A 19,675-nucleotide genomic window follows, 5' to 3' on the forward strand; every position below is an offset into this window, starting at 1 on the left:
AAAATTAACGCTGATGTTTTAATTAGCCTCAATTAAGGTTGAACATTGAAATAGAAAGGATAAATATTTCATAAATTAGCTTTAAAGAAAAAATGAATATTTACTTCAATATCCTTTCCCATATCAACTATGTCTAATTTAAAAGGATTAGGCTCGCCTATTTGACATTTAAATAAAGTGTCTTTATCTGATATACAATAAAAACTATCAATAGCTCCGTAGTTTAATTTTAAACAGTAAGCTGTAGTATTATCGGGCCAAATTATTTCTCTATCTGTGAAACTGAAGCCATTATCAACTAGGTATTGCTGTATTCCCCTTGTAATAACTACAGCTTTAATACCAGAGCTTACGCTAGGAAAGTTCTTAGCCTGCGAGCATCCACGCTTTCGTAATATCGAATTAAGCTCATTCATTATATATTTTGTTAAAATAGAGCCTATATTCCAAAAGTCTGTGTCTATATTGTTGTTTCTTAAAAATGTTGTTCTAGGTAGCTTTACACTAAATGAAGATATACTTTCATTTACTAATTTTATTTGCTTCAATCCTATTAAAGTTATAGGGCTATTTTCTATTTCGTCTTCAAATACTTTCTTGATTTTTTTAAAAGCATTTGGGTCTAAATCTCCGTTTCTTTCAAGTTCTAATTTATATTCGTCTAACTCTTTTATCATCGTAGCTAGAAGAGTATTTGCTGCATTTAAAACTTCATCAATAGTTAAGTAATGACTCGATATGAAATGGGATACTTCGTTAATTAAGACGATATTTTTTACAATAATCTTTAACCTTTTAGCCGAATAGATAAGAATACTTAAGTCTTGATATTGGAACTGCTTAGAGGAAAATAAAGGCTTTTTATTATTGTAAATACATTTAATAACCTCATAGATTAGAAGCATCCCTGATGAATGAATTATGTTCTCTCTTGGTGAATCTTCAAAGACAAAATAATCTAATTTTTCTGAATTTGTAATGTGCGAAAACATTTCATCTATCGAACTCGGTAATAGCTCTGATGTAAGGTTGTTAAAATTTGTTTTTATTGGGTTGTTTATATTCCTTATTGTTAGGAGGTGACTCTCTTTATTATGGAAATACAGAAGGAAAGTATATGCTAACTGTTCTGCAGCCTTAATATATGCGTTGTCCCAAACCTCTAGCATAAATTCATCGACCTTTTTGTCATCCTGAACGCCTGCATTTTTTAGGGCTAACGTGATCTGAGATTTAGTGACTTTTGATTCATTATTTTTAAATAATTCTTCTAGTTCTTTATGTAGGTTAGTTTTGTATAAGTGCTCACCAATTTTGAAGTGAAAGAAAAAGTAAAAATAAGAGCCATTTTTCTCTCTCTGCCATAATGATTTACAAATATTTTTATAAAGCTCTGTTATTATTTGTATATTTTCTTTCTTAGAGTGCCATATCAGAGTTCTCAAATGCTTTATTAAGTCAGGAATGAAAACATTAACTCTGTTCTTAAAATGTACGAATTCAATTAAAAACCTACCAGATGTAAGCGGTTTATATGTATCGTCCCTTTTGCTCTCAACCCACACTATAATTTCATTTAATCTACTTAAAGATATATTATGTTTTGAATCACCAAGTAGCTGAAATGTTAGATAAGATAAGAAGTTAGCTGTTTTTGTATATTTTTCCTCGGGTGCTGTTTTAGGTAAGCTATATAAAATTTTATGTAGGCTATTAAGATAGGTATTCATACTTTCTATAGACTCAGGCATATCTGAGCTTTTTAATAAATATCCAAGTTTCGTAGCTTGACCACTTAACTCATTAACCTCATGTTTTTTGATTAATCTGATTTTTTCAATATCCATTAAAACTGCGATTTCAGTGACTGTGATTTCATCTAAACTCTCAGTTTTTTCTAATATTTTGTCATATATGTACGTTGAACTGCTTAGGTTTTTAAATACATAAGCGAAATATCTAGAGTACATCACTACGACATATGCAAAATAGGTAATGATAGTGATAAAGAAGAACGCTTTTAAAGGTATTGGTAAAAGCTCGTGTGCCAAAAAAAAGATTAGAGAAAACAGTAAGTATATAAGTACTCTTGGTACTATTGAATTAGCTTGTATGGGCGCTTTTTCATTTAAGTATTTAACCACGTTTTCAGAGTCATATTTGTCCTCCATCCATTGTAATGACTGTTGTGTTAGCGGAAGCGCTATAGCCGTTAGTGTAACTAATACTGTGGCTATATAAGTTATAATATTAGAAATATTGAAGAGAGCATTGTTCGCTGCCAACTCTAAACAGCTACCTGCGTATAGTTCACCCATAATTTTGAGTGTTATATTAATTGATTCCATTTATCTGACTTCCCTATCCACAATTATCATTTACAGAATATTTTTAACGTTCTGTCGTTCATAACTAATTGATAGTAATGCTATCTTAATTACCTGGTCAATCAGCAAGTTAAGTGAATATAAATTATTAGCTTAATTTAAAGCTCTAAACTCCATTAAGATTAAGTTCAAACAAAAAAGCAAGCCATGAGGCTTGCCAAGAAGGGTGCTAATTAGCTCTTACCTAGCCTTTAAGCTATTAATTTTTCAGCAAGGTTTAATTCCATAATAGCTTTTAATAAACGGTATAAGTTAATTGATGCATCAATTTCTTCTTTACGGTTTGTTAAGCTTTCAATATTTAAGCCCAGCGGTACATCTAAATGCGCACAGCTTTTAAGTATTAAGTCGAGGTTTTCGCGGCAAATACGGACCGATTCGCTTAATGTATTGTCTGCATCAAGCATGCGCCATTTTGTTGCCTCTGGCACTGAGATACCCAACCATTGCATAAATTCTAAGGTTTTTTCGCCGCCGCACGGGGTAAACGTTAATATAATACGTTGTGGTGTAATACCCTGCGCTTTACATGTACGTGCGTAGCTAGTGATTAGCTCTATAGTCGCTTGTGCATCGTAAACAGCTTGCGATATAAAAAACTGACAACCTTGTGCTGTTTTTTCTATTAATCGTTCGTGCTCATTTCGTTTACTTGAATGGCGCTCGGCAATCGTAACGCCACCTAAAAAGAAATCATCTGATTGCTCAGCCATCGCTTTATAAGCATCTGGCAGGCTTAGCTTTATATCGCCTATCGATGATGGGCTACCTACTAAAACAACATTTTGTAAATCGTAGTCGTTTTTAGTTTCACTTAGCCAATCTTTAAATTCGCCTACGCCACGCTGCGCCACACTTTTATAAGTAATCACATCTTGTGCAGATAAATTACGAAGTAAATGGCTGTATTCACGCGGATCAACGGTTTGTTTAAACGCAAATGGGCGGTCTTGATTAGTTCGGCTGCTTTCGTCTTGAATGTCGTAAATTATCACGCCGTCGTATTCAATTTCGTGTAAGCGACCTAATAGCTTTTCTGCAATGGTTTTTAATTGCGCTTTATCGGTGCCAATTTTAGGCGGGGTAGTACCAATAAGATAAACACCTTGATTGGTGTCCACTATCTTCTCTTTTAATGATAAAGCCATAATCCTCATTCCAGCCAAGTGCGTGTTGATGGATTTAATATAGCAGCCATTTAGACGTCTAGATAGATTTATTTAATGAAAGTTTTTCAATTAACATGATGTTTATTCATAGTGCTTGTTCCCATAATTTATAATTGACACAGTTGTTTACATAATAAATTCCCTTGGGGCTCTTATATTTATTGGCTTTGGGGCATAATTAAAGAGTTAAATCTGACAACAAATTTGCTCAATTTAAAAAGGGACAACAATGAAATTTAAATTATTAGCAACCAGCTTAGCGGTATCGCTGGCCTTAACGGGTTGCGCCATGCAACAAAACCAAAGCACGCAAACAACAGCACAACAAGAACAAGTAAATAAAGCTGATGACCGTGTTTTTTCACAAGATTACTTAATTGAAGAGCTAGAAAACGGCTTACGTGTCATGGTTGTTAAAACCGATTACCCTGATGTAGTGTCGCTACAAATTCCGGTATCGGTTGGATCGCGTAACGAAGTTGAAGAGGGCAAAACAGGCTTTGCTCACTTTTTTGAACACATGATGTTTAAAGGCTCACAAAAATACCCTGAAGATGTGTACTCAGACATATTAAAAAATTCAGGTGTTGATAACCGCGCTTATACAACAAACGATTACACAAATTACCATTTAAACTTTTCAAAGCAGCACCTTGATAAAGTACTTGAACTTGAAGCTGATATTTTTCAAAACTTAACCTACACCGAAGAGCAATTTAGAACAGAAGCACAAACGGTAAAAGGTGAGTACTTAAAAAACAACGCGAGCCCAATTCGTAAATTATTAAGCGCTGTACGTGAAGAAGCGTTTGATAAGCACACGTATAAACACACCACTATGGGCTTTTTTAAAGACATAGAAGCCATGCCTGATCAAATGGCCTATGGTAAAGAATTTTTTGCTAAGTTTTATAAGCCTGAGTATGTGTCACTTGTCATCGTGGGCGATGTAGACCCACAAGCAACAATGGCAATGGTTAAAAAGCATTGGGGCAGCTGGAAAAAGGGTAACTATGTTGCTGACATTAAAGCAGAACCTGTTCAACAAGCACCAAAATATTTGCACCAGCAAGATGAAGCGCTACCAGGGCATTGGTTACTCGTATCGTACAAAGGCGCTGCGTGGGAGCCTGCTAAAAAAGACAGAGCGGCACTAGATTTAATCTCACAGCTTTATTTTTCAAATAATTCAGATTTATATCAAGAGCTAGTGGTCGACAAACAAATTGCCAGCCAAATGTTTACCTATAACCCAGAGACTAAAGATCCGGGTTTATTACACGTATTTGTTAAAGTAGAAAACGCAGACGATTTAGCCACTGCGCGCGATGCCATCAATCGAACTTATGCAAAAGCACGCACTGAGCTTGTTGATGAGCAAAAGCTAAGTGATTTAAAATCGAATCTTAAATACAGCTTTATTAATGGCTTAGATTCGTCGCAAGCGATTGCATCAACCCTTGCCAGCTACATGCATTTTGAGCGCGATCCTGAGGTTATAAACCAGCTGTATAAATCGGCAGATAACATCACCAGCGCAGATATTAAAGCCGTTGCTAATAAATACTTTACTGATAACGCACGTACCACATTAACAATGTCGGCACTTGATAAAGCCCCAGGTTTTGAGCAAGAAGTTGATTTAAATGCGCTTACTGCAAAGCTTGAACAAGCACCAGCGAAGCCTGCATTTAAAGTACTTGATAAAACCAATAGCTCGCCATTAATCGATGTTAACTTTTTATTCAATACCGGCGCGGCTGCCGACCCACAAGGTAAAAAAGGTGTTGCAGCGCTCACTGCGGCTATGCTTGCTCAAGGTGGCTCAGAGGCGACAAGCTATAAAGATATTCAAAAAGCCCTTTATCCGCTTGCAGGTAGCTTTGGTTATCAAATAGATAAAGAAATGCTGTCGTTCCAAGGGCGTATTCATAAAGACAATGCAGCGCAGTGGTATTCACTTGTGAGCGATCAATTACTAAATCCAGGTTTTAGAGACGATGACTTTAAGCGCCTTAAAAAAGAAATGATCGACGGTATTAAGTCAGGCTTAAAAGCATCTAACGATGAAGAGCTAGGCAAAGAAGTGCTATACAGTGCACTTTACAAAAATCACCCTTACGAAAGTTACAACTACGGTGATATTTCGGATTTAGAAGCGTTGACGCTAGATGATGTTAAAGCGTTTTATAACAGCGAGCTTACGCAATCTAAACTCACGGTTGGCTTAATTGGGGCTGTGCCTGCAAACCTTAAAGCTAAAATGATGAGCGATTTTGCAACGCTACCAAAGGGTGAGCAAAGCCGTTTAAGTATTCCTGATGCGCCAGCGCTTAAAGGTCATCATGCAACGATTGTAGAAAAATCGGCACAATCGACGGCGGTATCGTTTGGTTTCCCTATTGATACAATTAGAAGCAGTGAAGACTGGACAGCCCTTTGGCTTGTGCGTTCGTACTTTGGTGAGCACCGTAGTTCTAACAGCTTTTTATATGAGCGCATTCGTGAAACTCGCGGCATGAACTACGGCGATTACGCATACATTGAATACTTTCCACGTGGTATGTTTCAAACCAAGCCAGATGCAAACCTAGGGCGCTCTGAGCAAATATTTCAAGTGTGGTTACGCCCACTTCGCTCTAATAACGATGCGCACTTTGCAACACGTACCGCCTTGTTTGAGCTAGATAAGCTAATTAAAAATGGTATGAGCGAAGATGACTTTGAAGCTACGCGTAACTTTTTAATTAACTTTGTGCCGCAAATGGTGGCAAGTCAAAACCGCCAATTAGGTTACGCGCTTGATAGCGAATTTTACAACACTGATAGCTTTGTAAGTTACGTAACTAACAAACTTAAAACGCTAACGCTTGCTGATGTAAATCGCGTTATTAAAGAAAACCTACAAACAGACAATGTTCACTATGTGTTTATTACTGGTGATGGCGCTGATATGCAAAAACGTTTAGCATCGCAGCAAACATCGCCAATGATTTATAACACTAATAAACCTGCCGAGTTGGTTGCTGAGGATAAAGTAATTGCTGATTATAAATTAGCAATTCCTGCAAAAAATATTGAAGTGATGAAAGTCGATAAAGTATTTCAATAATTTAAGTGTTTTTTAAGCGTTAAAATAATGCCTCGGTGCTATAAGCATCGAGGCATTTTTATTATTTAATAATGAAACTTAATAAACAGTTATACCTAATAACCAGAACAAATAACTAAGGGATTAACACCTTTGTGGCTAAATCCGTTAGACTTGGGAAAAGGCTATTTTATATCAACTTAAGGCAGTGCAGTATTATGCGTCATGCAATTTGGCAACAGCTTCGCGACGAAGCTAACGATGTAGTAAAACGTGAACCATTATTAGCAAGTCATGTGTATTCATGCATTTTGAATCATGATTGTTTAGGTTCGGCATTAAGTTTTATTGTTGCTAATAAATTAGCTGATGCGGTGGTCTCTGCATTTACTATCCGAGAGCTGTTTGACCAAGCATTTGTAAAATGTGACCGTATGCTGTCTTTTGTAGCTGAGGATATTAAAGCAGTTAAAGATAGAGATCCCGCTGCGGAAACGCATCTTACCGTGATGTTAAACCTAAAAGGTTTTCATGCTATTCAGGCGCACCGTTTGGCCAATTGTTTATGGCAACAAAATCGCAGAGAGTTAGCGCGTTTTATTCAAAGCCGTACATCTGAAGTGTTTGGAGTAGATATTCACCCAGCGTGTAAAGTGGGCAAAGGCATTATGTTTGACCACGCAACAGGAATTGTTATTGGTGAAACAGCGGTAATTGAAGATAACGTATCAATTTTGCAATCTGTAACGCTTGGCGGCACGGGTAATGAGCAGGGCGATCGTCATCCCAAAATTAGAGCGGGCGTATTAATTGGCGCGGGTGCTAAAGTACTGGGTAATATTGAAGTAGGTGAGGGCGCACGAATTGGCGCGGGCTCAGTTGTGCTTAGCAATGTTCCGCCACACACAACCGCTGTTGGCGTACCCGCTAAAATTATTGGTCGACCGGATTGTGAGTGTCCGGCGCAAAGTATGAACCAAAATTTTTTAGCAAATCCTGAGCCTGAAAACGAATCGCACACGAGTGCAATGCTATAAGTAATTAAAAATAATAAAACTTAAAAGGAATTAAAATGAACAAGAATAGTTTATTGGCTCTAGGGATTGGGTTTATTGCGGGTGTAGGTTTAACTTGGAGCTACTTTAATGCAGCTTCAAGTCATCCAGAATCTGTTAAGTCGCAGCCAAGTTATGAAAAACAGAAAAAGCTTCATACTGAACAACAAAGTAATGAGGTGTTGAGTAATGCAGACTCTGCAGTACCTGAGCAATTCGCTAGTATAGAGCCCGCTGAAATCTCGCCTACAACCAATTCAGAAACCCAAATGCTTGATGAACTACCTTTAGAAGAGCAAGTAACTCAGCTTAAGCAACAACTTGCCGAACAGAAAGCGGCGCTCAAAAGTGTTTTAAAGAAAATGAGGAGCCCTTCAGATTTTGAGCAGATTTTACGTGATAAATTTGAAAAGCAAACGCGCGACGAAGAATGGGCTTATCGTACTGAAATGGCATTACAAGATTTTTTATTAACAGCTGATTTATCAATTATTCCTGACGTTGTTAGTGCAAAATGTAAAAAAACAGTATGTGAATTTGAACTTGCCGCTCCTACTGATAACGACACATTTGGTAATGCTCAATGGCGAGAGCTAAACGATAAGTTGATGGAACAAGAGTTTTGGCAACAATTTAAAAGCACTACCTCCACATCGAGCGATAGCGAACTTAAAATGTTGCTAAGTACAGAGCTTTAAATAATTTGTGATTCTATAGAGCCATCAACGAGCTCTGTAACTAAAACATCGCCTGTTTTAATTTGCCCCACAGATTTAACTACTTTTCCTTGCTGTGTTTTAGTGATGCTATAACCGCGCGCTAAAATATTAAGCGGACTTACTGAATCTAACCTGCTTGCTTGCAGTGCTAAGCTATTATTCGCTTGTTGTAACTGATGCTGTATAGCTTGGTTTAGCCTAGCTTGTAATTGCGAGAGTTGATGGCTTGCTGAAGCGAGTTTTTTATCAGGTGATTGGCGCATCAAACGCGGCGTTAAGTTATTGAGTGTGCGTTCTTGTTGGTATAAACGATTACGCATAGCTTGTTGCAGCGCAATGCTTAGCTCATCCAAACGTTGTGATTTTTGATTAAGCTGATTACGCGGATGACACAAATTAAGGTGGTGTTGTAACTGCGTTGCTAATGCGCGTTTATCGGCAATACCGTGCTTAAACGCGTTAGCTAAACGATTAACTAATTGTGTTACTTTGTTGTGTAACTCTTGCGTATTTGGGCTTACAAGCTCAGCTGCGGCTGATGGAGTGGCTGCACGAACATCAGCAACGTAATCGCTAATGGTTGTATCTATTTCATGGCCTACTGCACTTACTATCGGTAATTCACTTTCAAAAATAGCTCGTGCGAGCTGTTCGTGATTAAAACACCATAAATCTTCAAGTGATCCGCCGCCTCGTCCTAAAATAAGTACGTCTACTTCATCACGAACATTAGCTAATTCAATTTGATTAATTAAATGTAGGTGTGCTTCTTTGCCTTGTACCATAGCAGGGTAAATGATTACCTCTAGCTGCGGCGCACGGCGTTTAAGTACCGTTAAAATATCTTTTATAGCAGCGCCGGTTGCAGAGGTAATAACACCAATACGATTAATGTTTTGCGGAAGTGGTTTTTTATACGCAGAGCTAAATAATCCTTCGGCGGCCAAACGCATTTTAAGTGCGTCGAACTCTTGCTTTAGCTGACCTTCGCCGGCCGGTTCCATATGCTCAACAATAAGTTGGTAGTCGCCGCGAGGTTCATAAAGTGATACACGCGCTTTTACTGTAACTTGCGCGCCATTTGCAGGGCGATAGCTTTGGTTGCGATTATTCCCACGCCACATAGCGGCTTTAATTTGTGCTCTATCGTCTTTTAACGAAAAGTACCAATGGCCGGATGCTGGAGTAATAAAATTAGAAATTTCGCCCGTGAGCACTAAAGATGCAAAACCTTGCTCAAGGATTGTGCGAATTTCTCTATTAAGGCGCGACACGGTGTAAACCGCCTGCGAAGGCTTCGAAAACATAAAAAACAACCTAAAACTATTTATAAAGCAAGGGTCTATTGACCTTTGTAGATTAAAATTTGTTCAAACTAGGGGCGATTTAATCGCGGCGCGAGGTTTGTAACCTAGTGGGCTAAGTAAAAACCGAGTAACAAAGAGTTAATCGCCCCTAGGCTGAACCCTTTGGGCAGCGCTTGTTTGGAATTGATGCTACGTTATCGCCTATTTATGGGGAATAACCACACTGCATAGGCTCTGCCTTGCCTAAATACCTAACAAACTGCTGAAAATTTAACCTTGAAAGGCTAATAGACCCTATATTATCATAAATATTTGCGAAATATTATTTACTCATGCCGACAACGCTGTTAAAATTTGGCCGCAATTCCTTATCTTAGATCCACATGTGAGAAGTTGCCAAAATGCTTAGAATCGCTAAAGAAGCTCTTACCTTTGATGACGTACTTTTAGTACCTGGTCATTCTACTGTTTTGCCACACACGGCAAATATTTCAACTCGCTTAACGCGTGGTATCAAACTTAACTTGCCGCTTATTTCAGCATCTATGGATACTGTTACAGAAGCTCGTTTAGCTATTGCCCTTGCGCAAGAAGGTGGTCTTGGTTTTATTCATAAAAACATGACTATTGAAGAACAAGCGAAAAACGTACGTAAAGTTAAAACCTACGAAGCAGGTATTGTTTCATACCCTGTAACGGTCACTGCCGATTTAACAATTGCAGATGCAATTGAGCTTTCGCACGAAAAAGGTTTTTCAGGCTTTCCGGTTACCGACAGCAATAATGTGCTTGTAGGCATTGTTACTAGTCGTGATATGCGTTTTGAAACTAAGCTTGAACAGCCTGTTTCTACCGTTATGACCAAAAAAGAAAAGCTTGTTACCGTTAAAGAGGGCGCAGCACGCGAAGAAATTTTAGGCTTAATGCACGAACACCGCATTGAGAAAATCCTTGTTGTTGATGATGAATTTAAACTCAAAGGCATGATCACAGTAAAAGATTACCAAAAAGCCCAAGACAAACCTGACGCATGTAAAGATGACCAAGGTCGTTTACGTGTAGGTGCTGCTGTAAGTGTTGGCGCAGGTACTGATGAGCGTATTGCCGCATTAGTAGAAGCGGGTATTGATGTTTTACTTATCGATACATCGCATGGTCACTCTCAAGGCGTTATTGACCGTGTTACTAAAACTCGCAAAGAGTACCCAGACTTACAAATTATTGCAGGTAACATTGCAACGGCTGAAGGTGCGATTGCACTAGCTGATGCCGGAGCGGATGCAGTTAAAGTAGGTATCGGCCCTGGTTCTATCTGTACTACACGTATTGTTACCGGTTGTGGCGTTCCACAAATTACCGCTATTTCAGATGCTGTTGAAGGCTTAAAAGGTCGCGACATTCCTGTTATTGCTGATGGTGGCATTCGTTTTTCTGGTGATATTGTTAAAGCACTTGTTGCTGGTGCATCGTGTGTAATGGTGGGTTCTCTTCTTGCTGGTACAGAAGAAGCACCAGGTGAAGTTGAATTGTACCAAGGCCGTTATTACAAATCTTACCGTGGTATGGGCTCATTGGGCGCGATGGATCAAAAAGAAGGTTCATCAGATCGTTACTTCCAAAAATCAAACGAAGCAGACAAGTTAGTACCTGAAGGTATTGAAGGTCGCGTAGCTTACAAAGGTCCTATTGCAACGATTATTCATCAGCAAGTAGGTGGCTTACGTAGTGCTATGGGCTTAACGGGTTGTGCAACAATTGAAGAGCTAAATACAAAACCACAATTTGTCCGTGTTACTTCAGCAGGTATGGGTGAGTCGCATGTTCATGATGTGCAAATCACTAAAGAAGCACCAAATTACCGCTTAGGTTAAGCAGCGTAATTAATTTAATATACTGGGCTTGCTTTGCAAGCCCTCTTTTTAGTCGTTTATATAAATACCAATTGCATTAATAAAGTGGTCAATTATTGCGACAGATAAATGGCTCAATAACGAGGCAAAAATTTCGATTTTTAGTTCTTCTAAATAAGAGATTTTTAACGTGGTTAGTGAGTTATTTAGCCTGCAAGAATTAGTAATGTTTAATAAAATTGGTATTCAAAGCGGCATTTAGCATCAGACTTTACGAGATACTCCATGAGCAAAGATATTCACGATTCACGAATTCTCATTTTAGACTTTGGTTCACAATACACTCAATTAATCGCCCGTCGTGTGCGTGAAATTGGTATTTACTGTGAACTTTGGGCATGGGATGTGACTGAAGAGCAAATCCGCGAGTTCAACCCACAAGGTATTATTCTTTCTGGTGGTCCAGAATCAACAACACTTGAAAACAGCCCGCGCGCTCCTGAGTATGTATTTAATGCAGGCGTGCCTGTGCTAGGTATTTGCTACGGTATGCAAACAATGGCAGCTCAACTTGGTGGAAGTGTACACAGCTCTGATAAAAAAGAGTTTGGCTACGCACAAGTTGAAAAAGTAGGCAGCTGTGCATTATTTGATGCAATTGAAGACCATATTACTGATGGCGGCAACGGCATACTTGACGTATGGATGAGTCATGGCGATAAAGTAATGGACATTCCAGCTGATTTTACAACAACAGCTAAAACATCTACTTGTCCACATGCTGCAATGTCTAACGAAGAAAAGCGTTTTTACGGCGTACAATTTCACCCAGAAGTAACGCATACTCATCAAGGGTTACGTTTGCTTGAGCGTTTCGCTATTGATATTTGTGGCTGTGAAAAATTATGGACTCCTGCAAAAATCATTGATGATGCTATTGAGCGTATTAAAGAAACTGTAGGTGATGACGAAGTTATTTTAGGTCTATCTGGTGGTGTTGATTCATCAGTTGTGGCTATGCTTATTCACCGTGCAATTGGCGCAAAGCTAACATGTGTATTTGTTGACAATGGTTTACTTCGTTTAAACGAAGGCCAGCAAGTGATGGACATGTTTGGTAATAAATTTGGCTTAAACATTGTTAAAGTTGAAGCTGAAGAGCAGTTTTTAAATGATTTAGCTGGTAAATCAGACCCAGAAGATAAACGTAAAGCCATTGGTCACACGTTTATTAATGTATTTGATGAGCAAGCCAAAAAGCTTAAAAATGCGAAATGGTTAGCACAAGGTACAATTTATCCTGACGTCATTGAATCTGCGGCATCTGCCACAGGTAAAGCGCATGTTATTAAATCTCACCACAATGTGGGCGGATTACCAGATGACATGAAAATGGGCCTTGTTGAGCCATTGCGTGAATTATTCAAAGATGAAGTACGTAAAATTGGTCTAGAGCTAGGTTTACCGTACGACATGCTTTACCGTCATCCTTTCCCTGGACCAGGTTTAGGTGTACGTGTACTTGGCGAAATCAAAAAAGAGTACTGTGATTTATTACGCCGCGCAGATGCAATCTTCATTGAAGAGCTTCACAAAGCTGAGCTTTACCATAAAGTAAGCCAAGCGTTTACTGTATTCTTACCAGTTAAATCGGTAGGGGTTATGGGCGATGCACGTAAGTACGATTGGGTTGTATCACTTCGTTGTGTAGAAACAATCGACTTTATGACAGCACGCTGGTCACATTTACCGTATGAGTTTTTAGGTGTGGTTTCAAACCGTATCATTAACGAAATTGATGGTATTTCTCGTGTTGTTTACGATATTTCAGGTAAGCCACCTGCAACTATTGAGTGGGAATAATACTAAATAAGTAAGCCTACTTTGCTGAGCTTATTATTGCACATTAAAAAGCCCGTTTATTAAACGGGCTTTTTTACGCGCTAATTTTTAACTTTTAGCTTTTGGCTCTAACTCAGTTAGTAGGCCTTTTACGAGACTTACGCTGCCAAGCAGTAAAATAAATGTAAAAGGTAGTGCGGCAATAATGGTTATATATTGTAGCGCCTGAATAGACTCCGTACCGCCAATCCAGAGCATGAGCATTGCAATAACTCCGGCAATATTTGCCCATACTAGCTTTTGCTTTATTGGCACTTCAAGCTTCCCGCCTGATGTAAGGCTATCAATTACTATAGAGCCAGAATCAAGTGTGGTTACAAAGAATATAATTATTAATGCCACAGCTAAAAGTGAAAGGACGGTACCAAAAGAGTACGCATCAAGCATGTAAAATAAGCTAAGTGACACATCGGTAATACCTTGATCAGCACCGAGTACGCCAATTTCATTTATAACTTGATCAATAGCCACACCACCGAATACCGACATCCACGCAGTGGTAACTAAAGTGGGGATAAGAAGTACATATACTAAAAATTCGCGTATGGTACGCCCTTTAGAAATGCGCGCTACAAACATACCAAAACACGGAGCATAAGCCACCCACCAAGCCCAATAGAACACAGTCCAACCGTGAAGCCACTCGGTGTCTTCTCGACCGGTGCTAGAACTCAGCGGAATAATATTTTTCACATAACCTATTACTGCTGTGTAGACTGAATCAAGTACAGTGGTAAAGTTTAAAATAAATACAAGCACCAAAAACACAATAGCAATGCCCATATTTATATTACTGAGCAATTTAACGCCGCCATCCATACCACGCACAATAGATAAAATAGCTAAGCCCATAATCAGCAAAATAATGCCTTGTTGTAATAACAATGAATTTTCGAACCCTAAAACATGGCTGATACCACTAGCCGCTTGCGATCCCCCTAGACCTAGCGATGTAGCAAGGCCAAAAAGAGTAACCAACACAGCCATTACATCTATAACATCACCTAGTTTTCCCCATACACGATCTCCAAAAAGTGGGTAAAACACTGAGCGCATAGAAAGCGGTAAACCTTTGTTATAAACAAAGTATGCTAAGCACAGTGCGGTCATGCCATAAATAGCCCATGCATGAAGCCCCCAGTGAAAAACAGTTGCCCCCAAAGCCATCTCTCGGCCTTGTTCAGTAAAGGGCTCAGTATTTAGCGGTGTACCAAACCAGTTAGTGTAAAACGCGGTAGGCTCGGCTACCCCCCAAAAAATAAGGCCAATACCCATACCTGCTGCAAACAGCATAGAAATCCAAGAAAGGGTAGAGTATTCCGTCTTTGCTTTATCACCTCCTAATCTAATTTTACCTAGCGGTGAAGCTGCTATACCTATTGCAAATAGTAGGAGTATGTTTGCGCCCCACATAAATACGTAGTCAAAGTTTGTTAGAGCTGCATTTTTTATTGTGTTAATAGCGTCTTTAGCTTCGCTAGGTGAGAGAGCAAGTAGAGTAATAATAAATAGTAGAGATAATCCAGTAGAAACGGAAAACACATTACTATGAATATCCATGCCCCATTTACTAACGTTATCTTGACCTACTTGATAATCGGTTGAGTCGATACTGTATTTTTTTGATTTAAACTTCATATAACGTGGCGTGAACTATTAGCTAAGCCAATAGTAAAGCTCCTCCATATTTGCATTTTAAATGATCCGCGAAAGTAAGATACATGGTGAAATATGTAATTAGGTAATAAGGCGCGGATCCCCTAGGATTAAAATCGTACCACAAATGCTAATAATGTTATTGAGTTGTTTATGCTCTTTGGTTTAATAAATTTACAAATTATTTTTGAGCTATGGCGACTATTAGTTATGCATATTTAAAAAATTGTCCATATACTTCAACTAAAATCAGCTGTGCTTTAAAGAATTTAATTTATGAAACAAAGTTAAATACACTGTATTTGTGTGCTAATTCATCGTTTTGCTTATTTTAAAAGCAGTTGAACTAAAAAAGTGATTTATTGCTTTACCTTTTCTCAAAGGTCTCTATAATTCGTCGACATTGCAGGGGCGTAGTTCCAATTGGTAGAACAGCGGTCTCCAAAACCGACGGTTGGGAGTTCGAATCTCTCCGCCCCTGCCATTTCTTCTTTACATCGTTTTTATTACTTCATATATTGTTCAAGTGTTTAATTTACTGAGTTGTTATGCATCAACGTTACGCAGCTATTTTTGGTATAGAAAACCTCGAACTAAATCAACATTATTGTCCAAACAATACTAATTCTGCTTCAGGGCCTATACAAAGTACTGAGCCTTTAACGCTTAATAAGCAGTTATTTACTGATATAAAGCTAAGTGCTCAACCTATGGTTATTAATAGTGTGCTCAAAGGCAGTGAAATGCAGTTAACCGATGATAAGCTTATATTGCCAACCCAACAGCTCAGTGCTAATGATAAACGCGCTTTATGGGCTTTAATGAGTGAACACCTTGATAAACTTTAACGCCGTAGATGAAAGCGCTATTGAACAATTAATGGCAATTGAAATTGCTTGCCATAGCCATCCGTGGACTTTAAATACAATGAGTTCATGTATGGGGGGGCGCTACTTTAACTTGGCGGCGTTTGATAAAAACACATTAGTGGGTTTTTATATTGGTGAAAAAGCAGGGCCTGATTTTACGCTTATGGATATTTGTGTAACACCAAGCTACCAGGGTAAGGGTATTGCAAGGCAGTTGTTAGCCCAGTTTATTGAATATGGTGAACAGCAAAATGCTGAAAACCTCTTTTTAGAAGTACGCGAATCTAATACGCGGGCTATTGCGCTATACGAGAACGCTGGCTTTACAGAAATGTCAGTGCGTAAAAACTACTATCCAAGTGATAATCCGGCCAAAAATGGCTTTGAAGACGCTATTTTAATGGGCATGGCATTAGGTTTAAACTTTTCATAATTAAAGTCGGTGATTAGCGTTTTAAGCATAGAGCGCTAACGCACCGAACTTGTACTATTTTGTAAGTTTTCTTTTAGGTTACTTTGCCACTAATTGCTTGCTCAATGGCTGCTATTAATTTATTTACTAGCTCGTCTCTTGGCACTTTATTGTTACTTTTTAAATTTTCTTCAAGTGCCGCAGCGCTGTGATAAATTTCATCAAAATTAAAGCACCCAGAACTACCTTTAATACTGTGCGCTATACTTCTTAATGCTTCCCAGTCATTACAATGTTGCAGAGTTTTAACTTCTTCTAAATAAGTAGGTAAGTTGGCTAAATAGTTATCAGTAATTTGCTGAAACTTTTCGCTTTTTAATAAGCTGTCCCACTTATTTTGATTATCCTTTTCAAGATGTAGATAGCTTACGAGTACATTTTCCAGAGCATCTTTATCAATGGGTTTAGCGAGTGCTTTGTTGCAACCAGCTTCTAGGTAAGTACCTATATCGTGGTTCATAACATTAGCAGTAAGGGCAATAATGGGGCCATCGTATGCTGCATGACGAAGCATTTTAGTCGCTTCTAATCCGCCCATTACAGGCATTTGCATATCCATTATAATAAGCTGATAGTCGTTAACGAGTGCCATTTCTACAGCTTGTGCGCCATTACTAGCAATATCGGGTTCAAGGCCCCAAGTTTGCAGTAATAATTTAATTAATAGTTGGTTATCAGGGTTATCCTCAGCGACTAAAATATTAGCCTCAAAGTTATTGGTCGCAAACGATAAGAGAGGGTCTTTCTCTGGTATTAACTGGCTTTCTTGCGTTAAAAACTCAAGCATTGGTTGATCATCAGATAACTGACACGACACCCTAATTGTAAAGCGGCTACCAACGCCAACTTCACTTTCAAGCGTTACATCGCCACCAAGTAACAGTGCTAAATTTTTAGAAATACACAACCCAAGACCTGTACCACCAAAACGACGTGTGGTTGTGGCATCGGCTTGCTCAAACGGTTTAAACACACGCTCTATTTGATGCTCAGACATCCCAATGCCGGTATCTTTAATTACAAATTCTAGCTTTTGACTTGCTTGTAAATAATGCACGCAAATAGACACACTGCCATTTTCGGTAAATTTAACAGCGTTATTTGCAATATTTATAAGTATTTGTTTTAAGCGGGTCACATCACTATAAATGGTGCGAGGTAGCGGCAGTTGGTAATCAATATTAAGGGTTAATTGTTTTTCTTGTGCCAGTGGTTGAATAATTGATTCAATGTCATGCACAAGCTGCACTACGTTTAACGCAGACAAATCGACAGCTAGCTTTTCAGCTTCAATTTTAGATAAGTCGAGTATATTATTTATTAATTCTAGTAAGTGTTTTGAATTACGTAAAATAGTGCTTAGATGTTGTTTGTCGTTGGCTACTTTGTCGTTGTGGAGTAATTGCTCTGTAAAGCCCATAATAGCCGTAAGTGGCGTTCGTATTTCGTGACTCATATTAGCTAAAAAACGACTTTTAAGCTGATTAGCTTGCTCGGCTTGGCCAATTGCAAGCTCTAGTTGGCTGTTCATGGCTTCAAGTGCTTTAGTACGACTTTCTACTTTATCTTCAAGGTGGTGTTTATATTCTTCAAGCTGCTGCTGGTAGTGTCTAATTTGATTAACCATGTGGTTAAAGTCGTTAAACAAAACACCCACTTCGTCATTTGTATGAGCTGGTAAGTGCACCGACAAATCGCCATCACCAACACGGTGGCTTGCAGCACCTAATAATTCAATTGGGTTAAGTAATAAATTACGTACCACTATAAAAATTAATATTGGCAGGGTGATTATCGAAATAATAACAATTAAGCCTGTTATTAAGCTTATGGCTTTACCAGATTGATAAAGCACACCTTTGGGAATGGTTGAAACGTAATAATATCCACCGGGCATTTGTACGGCAAAAATCATACGCTCTATTTTATCTATGCTTGAGAGTTCAATGGTAGAAAGCATGCCTATATCGGCAAGATCGTGTACTTGGTTAAGTTCATATTCGCTTATGTATTGGCCGCGCATGTTGTAGTCGGAGCTAAATAAAATTTTCCCGTCTTTGGTCAACATTAAATTAAGTGTGTTGTTATATGGCGCTTCTAAAATACTGGAGTTGAGTATTGAAGGCTCTATATGTATTACAATAAAACCAAGCTGCTGTGGACGTTTCAAGTAGTAATCAACGCTGTCAATTCGTTGAATGAAATATAAGCTCGTGGTGCCATCGTCCTTTTGAATCATAAATTGCTGTGTACTTAAATTACTTTGCAATACTCGATTAAAAAATGGATAGCTTTTAGGCGCTGTTGTTAGGTTATTAGAGTAGTAGGCATCACTTTTCCCACTTGCTGAAACTAAATTAATGCTAATTATATCTGGATAAGCTTCGCTGTAACTGGCAAATACATCCATAAGCGCGCCAAGTTTTCGGGTGTAATTACCGTTGGCACTAATATCGTTTGCTAAAAAGTCACTAAGTACTGGCGAATTTGAAAGTAGTTTTGCAGTAGAGTGAAAAGAGTCGATATAGTTGAATATTTTTTGCTGTTGTTGCTCAACAAAACGGCTCATTATTAAATCAGCTTGTTTTTGTGTTGAATTAGTGACATTGGTGAGCGTAAAGCCACCTAAAAATAGCAGTGGTAGAATAACAAGAGGTGTTATATACCATAATAATCTTATACTTAACTTACTGGTTTTCATGACCAAACGACTTATCCTCCATGCAATCTGCCAATAATATGCGTTACGACCTGATTACACAAGCTTATAGCGGTCTTGGTGGCTAAATTACAATCATTAGTTGCATGATCTTTAGCTCTTTTTTTTATGTTTAAGTTATTTAAATTTAACAAGTTACATGGATATAATATTAATTCGCTGTTTAAAAAACTTACATAGTTCTACATCTTTTAAAGTTACTAATTAAAGTTGATGCATTGCCAGGCGTGACATTAAAAGGACACGTTGACAGTCTAAGTCCAGCAAGTGGTGTAAGTTACTCCACTATTGGTGCGCATAATGCAACAGGCAACTTTACTAAAATAGCGCAGCGCCTACCGGTAAAGATTAGTTTAGATGCTAAGCAGCCTTTACTTAGTCAACTACGTGTTGGAATGTCGGTTGTACCTACTATTGATGTTGTTAAGTAACTACTCATTTTTATTTAAACGATCTACGACTAAATTATAGGTCGTTTA

13 protein-coding genes and 1 tRNA gene are annotated in these 19,675 nt (G+C 38.3%); 9 read left to right on the forward strand and 5 right to left on the reverse strand.

What is annotated here, in order from left to right; all coding sequences use genetic code 11:
• Window positions 1-68 precede the first annotated feature (68 nt).
• Both H5115_RS03710 and H5115_RS03715 read right to left on the reverse strand, forming a co-directional pair.
• Complete coding sequence (locus tag H5115_RS03710; protein ID WP_182753721.1) at window positions 69-2,348, reverse strand: hypothetical protein; 2,280 nt, start codon at window positions 2,346-2,348, stop codon at window positions 69-71.
• Between the two features lie 230 nt (window positions 2,349-2,578).
• Window positions 2,579-3,535: a methylenetetrahydrofolate reductase gene (locus tag H5115_RS03715; RefSeq protein ID WP_021032136.1), complete on the reverse strand. Its 957-nt coding sequence runs from the start codon at window positions 3,533-3,535 to the stop codon at window positions 2,579-2,581.
• Window positions 3,536-3,785: 250 nt separating this feature from the next.
• Between H5115_RS03715 and H5115_RS03720 the strand changes: the two genes are divergently transcribed.
• The 3 genes from H5115_RS03720 to H5115_RS03730 all read left to right on the forward strand — a co-directional run bounded on the left by H5115_RS03720 (window position 3,786) and on the right by H5115_RS03730 (window position 8,400).
• The gene (locus tag H5115_RS03720) at window positions 3,786-6,668 is read left to right on the forward strand and encodes a pitrilysin family protein (protein WP_182753723.1); all 2,883 of its coding nucleotides are present in this window, start codon (window positions 3,786-3,788) and stop codon (window positions 6,666-6,668) included.
• 197 nt (window positions 6,669-6,865) lie between these two features.
• Window positions 6,866-7,684 (forward strand): serine O-acetyltransferase, encoded by an 819-nt coding sequence (cysE, locus tag H5115_RS03725; protein ID WP_182753725.1) that lies wholly within the window; start codon window positions 6,866-6,868, stop codon window positions 7,682-7,684.
• 35 nt (window positions 7,685-7,719) lie between these two features.
• Window positions 7,720-8,400: a hypothetical protein gene (locus H5115_RS03730; protein ID WP_182753727.1), complete on the forward strand. Its 681-nt coding sequence runs from the start codon at window positions 7,720-7,722 to the stop codon at window positions 8,398-8,400.
• On the opposite strand, the gene xseA is transcribed toward H5115_RS03730, so the two are convergent.
• Window positions 8,397-9,728 carry an exodeoxyribonuclease VII large subunit gene (gene xseA / locus H5115_RS03735; protein ID WP_182753729.1) on the reverse strand — a complete coding sequence of 444 codons (1,332 nt, stop codon included), beginning with the start codon at window positions 9,726-9,728 and terminating at the stop codon, window positions 8,397-8,399. The genes H5115_RS03730 and xseA overlap by 4 nt on opposite strands.
• A gap of 401 nt (window positions 9,729-10,129) precedes the next feature.
• Between xseA and guaB the strand changes: the two genes are divergently transcribed.
• Entirely contained in the window at window positions 10,130-11,599 is a 1,470-nt protein-coding gene (gene guaB, locus H5115_RS03740) for an IMP dehydrogenase (RefSeq protein ID WP_002958783.1), read from the forward strand.
• 264 nt (window positions 11,600-11,863) lie between these two features.
• On the forward strand, window positions 11,864-13,441 hold the full coding sequence (guaA, locus tag H5115_RS03745; RefSeq protein ID WP_182753731.1) for a glutamine-hydrolyzing GMP synthase: 1,578 nt from the start codon (window positions 11,864-11,866) through the stop codon (window positions 13,439-13,441).
• Window positions 13,442-13,528: 87 nt separating this feature from the next.
• Here the strand turns inward: guaA and H5115_RS03750 are convergent, their stop codons facing one another.
• Window positions 13,529-15,118: a BCCT family transporter gene (locus H5115_RS03750; protein ID WP_182673339.1), complete on the reverse strand. Its 1,590-nt coding sequence runs from the start codon at window positions 15,116-15,118 to the stop codon at window positions 13,529-13,531.
• Between the two features lie 425 nt (window positions 15,119-15,543).
• Here H5115_RS03750 and H5115_RS03755 point away from each other — a divergent pair.
• From H5115_RS03755 to rimI, 3 genes are all read left to right on the forward strand, one after another.
• A tRNA-Trp gene (locus H5115_RS03755) sits at window positions 15,544-15,620 on the forward strand.
• Between the two features lie 64 nt (window positions 15,621-15,684).
• Window positions 15,685-15,984: a hypothetical protein gene (locus H5115_RS03760; RefSeq protein WP_182673340.1), complete on the forward strand. Its 300-nt coding sequence runs from the start codon at window positions 15,685-15,687 to the stop codon at window positions 15,982-15,984.
• Window positions 15,971-16,438, forward strand: a complete 468-nt coding sequence (gene rimI, locus H5115_RS03765; protein ID WP_182753826.1) for a ribosomal protein S18-alanine N-acetyltransferase — start codon at window positions 15,971-15,973, stop codon at window positions 16,436-16,438. Before H5115_RS03760 ends, rimI begins: the two co-directional genes overlap by 14 nt.
• Before the next feature lie 73 nt (window positions 16,439-16,511).
• Here rimI and H5115_RS03770 read toward each other — a convergent pair whose 3' ends face one another.
• Window positions 16,512-19,178: an ATP-binding protein gene (locus tag H5115_RS03770; protein ID WP_024596082.1), complete on the reverse strand. Its 2,667-nt coding sequence runs from the start codon at window positions 19,176-19,178 to the stop codon at window positions 16,512-16,514.
• Between the two features lie 245 nt (window positions 19,179-19,423).
• Here H5115_RS03770 and H5115_RS03775 point away from each other — a divergent pair, with 245 nt between their 5' ends.
• Entirely contained in the window at window positions 19,424-19,627 is a 204-nt protein-coding gene (locus H5115_RS03775; RefSeq protein ID WP_033020690.1) for a hypothetical protein, read from the forward strand.
• Window positions 19,628-19,675: the final 48 nt, after the last annotated feature.

The organism is Pseudoalteromonas sp. SR44-2, assembly GCF_014163745.1.
GTDB classification, from domain to species: Bacteria; Pseudomonadota; Gammaproteobacteria; order Enterobacterales; family Alteromonadaceae; genus Pseudoalteromonas; species Pseudoalteromonas distincta.